This is a genomic window from Streptomyces kronopolitis (assembly GCF_014646275.1).
Classification (GTDB): domain Bacteria; phylum Actinomycetota; class Actinomycetes; order Streptomycetales; family Streptomycetaceae; genus Streptomyces; species Streptomyces kronopolitis.
Window position 1 is genome coordinate 1 of sequence record NZ_BMND01000084.1, and the last position, 5,019, is coordinate 5,019.

Sequence of the window (5,019 nt, forward strand, 5' to 3'; positions counted from 1 at the left end):
CCATCGGCACCCATGTGGTGCGGATGGCACACACAGCGAGGACGCTGTGAACGACCGGACCTATTCCGTCTGGTTGTTCCGCTCTCGTGTGTGTTTCACCCGATTACGGGTAAACATTCACGGAGAGTTTGATCCTGGCTCAGGACGAACGCTGGCGGCGTGCTTAACACATGCAAGTCGAACGATGAACCTCCTTCGGGAGGGGATTAGTGGCGAACGGGTGAGTAACACGTGGGCAATCTGCCCTTCACTCTGGGACAAGCCCTGGAAACGGGGTCTAATACCGGATACGACACGGGGTCGCATGACCTCCGTGTGGAAAGCTCCGGCGGTGAAGGATGAGCCCGCGGCCTATCAGCTTGTTGGTGGGGTGATGGCCTACCAAGGCGACGACGGGTAGCCGGCCTGAGAGGGCGACCGGCCACACTGGGACTGAGACACGGCCCAGACTCCTACGGGAGGCAGCAGTGGGGAATATTGCACAATGGGCGAAAGCCTGATGCAGCGACGCCGCGTGAGGGATGACGGCCTTCGGGTTGTAAACCTCTTTCAGCAGGGAAGAAGCGAGAGTGACGGTACCTGCAGAAGAAGCGCCGGCTAACTACGTGCCAGCAGCCGCGGTAATACGTAGGGCGCAAGCGTTGTCCGGAATTATTGGGCGTAAAGAGCTCGTAGGCGGCTTGTCGCGTCGGATGTGAAAGCCCGGGGCTTAACCCCGGGTCTGCATTCGATACGGGCAGGCTAGAGTTCGGTAGGGGAGATCGGAATTCCTGGTGTAGCGGTGAAATGCGCAGATATCAGGAGGAACACCGGTGGCGAAGGCGGATCTCTGGGCCGATACTGACGCTGAGGAGCGAAAGCGTGGGGAGCGAACAGGATTAGATACCCTGGTAGTCCACGCCGTAAACGTTGGGAACTAGGTGTGGGCGACATTCCACGTCGTCCGTGCCGCAGCTAACGCATTAAGTTCCCCGCCTGGGGAGTACGGCCGCAAGGCTAAAACTCAAAGGAATTGACGGGGGCCCGCACAAGCAGCGGAGCATGTGGCTTAATTCGACGCAACGCGAAGAACCTTACCAAGGCTTGACATACACCGGAAACGTCTGGAGACAGGCGCCCCCTTGTGGTCGGTGTACAGGTGGTGCATGGCTGTCGTCAGCTCGTGTCGTGAGATGTTGGGTTAAGTCCCGCAACGAGCGCAACCCTTGTTCTGTGTTGCCAGCATGCCCTTCGGGGTGATGGGGACTCACAGGAGACTGCCGGGGTCAACTCGGAGGAAGGTGGGGACGACGTCAAGTCATCATGCCCCTTATGTCTTGGGCTGCACACGTGCTACAATGGCCGGTACAATGAGCTGCGATACCGCGAGGTGGAGCGAATCTCAAAAAGCCGGTCTCAGTTCGGATTGGGGTCTGCAACTCGACCCCATGAAGTCGGAGTTGCTAGTAATCGCAGATCAGCATTGCTGCGGTGAATACGTTCCCGGGCCTTGTACACACCGCCCGTCACGTCACGAAAGTCGGTAACACCCGAAGCCGGTGGCCCAACCCCTTGTGGGAGGGAATCGTCGAAGGTGGGACTGGCGATTGGGACGAAGTCGTAACAAGGTAGCCGTACCGGAAGGTGCGGCTGGATCACCTCCTTTCTAAGGAGCACTTCTTACCAACCTCGGTTGGTCAGAGGCCAGTACATCGGCGAATGTTCGATGCTGGTTGCTCATGGGTGGAACGTTGACTATTCGGCACATTCGGTTGGTTGTCATTAGTACTGCTTCGGCGTGGAACGTGGGGATTGATCGGGTGGGCCGGGCGCGCTGTTGGGTATCTGAGGGTACGGACTGTGAGTCCGACCTTCGCGATGCCGGCCCCAGTGAACTCAGCCTTCGGGTTGGGGTGGTGGGTGGCTGGTCGTTGCTTGAGAACTGCACAGTGGACGCGAGCATCTGTGGCCAAGTTTTTAAGGGCGCACGGTGGATGCCTTGGCACCAGGAACCGATGAAGGACGTGGGAGGCCACGATAGGCCCCGGGGAGCTGTCAACCGAGCTTTGATCCGGGGGTGTCCGAATGGGGAAACCCGGCAGTCGTCATGGGCTGTCACCCGCTGCTGAACACATAGGCAGTGTGGAGGGAACGCGGGGAAGTGAAACATCTCAGTACCCGCAGGAAGAGAAAACAACCGTGATTCCGGGAGTAGTGGCGAGCGAAACCGGATGAGGCCAAACCAGTCACGTGTGATACCCGGCAGGGGTTGCGTGGTTGGGGTTGTGGGAGTTCTCTTTTGCAGTCTGCCGGCTGTGAGACGAGTCAGAAACCGTTGATGTAGGCGAAGGACATGCGAAAGGTCCGGCGTAGAGGGTAAGACCCCCGTAGCTGAAACATTAGCGGCTCGTTTGAGAACCACCCAAGTAGCACGGGGCCCGAGAAATCCCGTGTGAATCTGGCGGGACCACCCGTTAAGCCTAAATATTCCCTGGTGACCGATAGCGGATAGTACCGTGAGGGAATGGTGAAAAGTACCGCGGGAGCGGAGTGAAATAGTACCTGAAACCGTGTGCCTACAAGCCGTGGGAGCGTCGCGCATCGAGCTTGCTCGGTGCGTCGTGACTGCGTGCCTTTTGAAGAATGAGCCTGCGAGTTTGCGGTATGTTGCGAGGTTAACCCGTGTGGGGAAGCCGTAGCGAAAGCGAGTCCGAATAGGGCGTTGAGTAGCGTGCCCAAGACCCGAAGCGGAGTGATCTAGCCATGGGCAGGTTGAAGCGGAGGTAAGACTTCGTGGAGGACCGAACCCACCAGGGTTGAAAACCTGGGGGATGACCTGTGGTTAGGGGTGAAAGGCCAATCAAACTCCGTGATAGCTGGTTCTCCCCGAAATGCATTTAGGTGCAGCGTCGTGTGTTTCTTGCCGGAGGTAGAGCACTGGATAGGCGATGGGCCCTACCGGGTTACTGACCTTAGCCAAACTCCGAATGCCGGTAAGTGAGAGCGCGGCAGTGAGACTGTGGGGGATAAGCTCCATGGTCGAGAGGGAAACAGCCCAGAGCATCGACTAAGGCCCCTAAGCGTGTGCTAAGTGGGAAAGGATGTGGAGTCGCAGAGACAACCAGGAGGTTGGCTTAGAAGCAGCCACCCTTGAAAGAGTGCGTAATAGCTCACTGGTCAAGTGATTCCGCGCCGACAATGTAGCGGGGCTCAAGCACACCGCCGAAGTCGTGTCATTGCAACATGTGGACCAACGTCCGTTGTGATGGGTAGGGGAGCGTCGTGTGCCGGGTGAAGCAGCCGTGGAAACGAGTTGTGGACGGTTCACGAGTGAGAATGCAGGCATGAGTAGCGATACACACGTGGGAAACGTGTGCGCCGATTGACTAAGGGTTCCTGGGTCAAGCTGATCTGCCCAGGGTAAGTCGGGACCTAAGGCGAGGCCGACAGGCGTAGTCGATGGACAACCGGTTGATATTCCGGTACCCGCTTTGAAACGCCCAGTATCGAATCCATTAATGCTAAGGCCGTGAAGCCGGCCTGGAGTCTTCGGACAAAGGGACGTGGTGGAGCCGCCGATCCAAGGTGGTAGTAGGTAAGCGATGGGGTGACGCAGGAAGGTAGTCCAGCCCGGGCGGTGGTTGTCCCGGGGTAAGGGTGTAGGGCGCTGTCTAGGCAAATCCGGACAGCTTGAAGCCTGAGACCTGATGCCGAGCCGATTGTGGTGAAGTGGATGATCCTATGCTGTCGAGAAAAGCCTCTAGCGAGTTTCATGGCGGCCCGTACCCTAAACCGACTCAGGTGGTCAGGTAGAGAATACCGAGGCGTTCGGGTGAACTATGGTTAAGGAACTCGGCAAAATGCCCCCGTAACTTCGGGAGAAGGGGGGCCATTGCTGGTGATGGAATTTACTTCCTGAGCTGGTGGTGGCCGCAGAGACCAGCGAGAAGCGACTGTTTACTAAAAACACAGGTCCGTGCGAAGCCGTAAGGCGATGTATACGGACTGACGCCTGCCCGGTGCTGGAACGTTAAGGGGACCGGTTAGTCATGATTCGTCATGGCGAAGCTGAGAACTTAAGCGCCAGTAAACGGCGGTGGTAACTATAACCATCCTAAGGTAGCGAAATTCCTTGTCGGGTAAGTTCCGACCTGCACGAATGGCGTAACGACTTCTCGACTGTCTCAACCATAGGCCCGGTGAAATTGCATTACGAGTAAAGATGCTCGTTTCGCGCAGCAGGACGGAAAGACCCCGGGACCTTTACTATAGCTTGATATTGGTGTTCGGTTCGGCTTGTGTAGGATAGGTGGGAGACTTTGAAGCTGTGACGCCAGTCATGGTGGAGTCATTGTTGAAATACCACTCTGGTCGTGCTGGATGTCTAACCTGGGTCCGTGATCCGGATCAGGGACAGTGTCTGGTGGGTAGTTTAACTGGGGCGGTTGCCTCCTAAAGGGTAACGGAGGCGCCCAAAGGTTCCCTCAGCCTGGTTGGTAATCAGGTGTTGAGTGTAAGTGCACAAGGGAGCTTGACTGTGAGACTGACGGGTCGAGCAGGTACGAAAGTAGGGACTAGTGATCCGGCGGTGGCTTGTGGAAGCGCCGTCGCTCAACGGATAAAAGGTACCCCGGGGATAACAGGCTGATCTTCCCCAAGAGTCCATATCGACGGGATGGTTTGGCACCTCGATGTCGGCTCGTCGCATCCTGGGGCTGGAGTCGGTCCCAAGGGTTGGGCTGTTCGCCCATTAAAGCGGTACGCGAGCTGGGTTTAGAACGTCGTGAGACAGTTCGGTCCCTATCCGCTGTGCGCGTAGGAGTCTTGAGAAGGGCTGTCCCTAGTACGAGAGGACCGGGACGGACGAACCTCTGGTGTGCCAGTTGTCCTGCCAAGGGCATGGCTGGTTGGCTACGTTCGGAAAGGATAACCGCTGAAAGCATCTAAGCGGGAAGCCTGCTTCGAGATGAGGACTCCCACCCCCTTTGAGGGGTTAAGGCTCCCAGTAGACGACTGGGTTGATAGGCCAGATATGGAAGC

General features: G+C 57.4%; 2 rRNA genes. Both read left to right on the top strand.

Annotation, left to right across the window (positions count from 1 at the left end):
- The first annotated feature begins 116 nt into the window (after positions 1-116).
- Positions 117-1,645: ribosomal RNA gene (locus tag IEY78_RS33620) — 16S ribosomal RNA — on the top strand.
- 301 nt (positions 1,646-1,946) lie between these two features.
- Positions 1,947-5,019, top strand: a 23S ribosomal RNA gene (locus IEY78_RS33625); the annotation flags it as partial.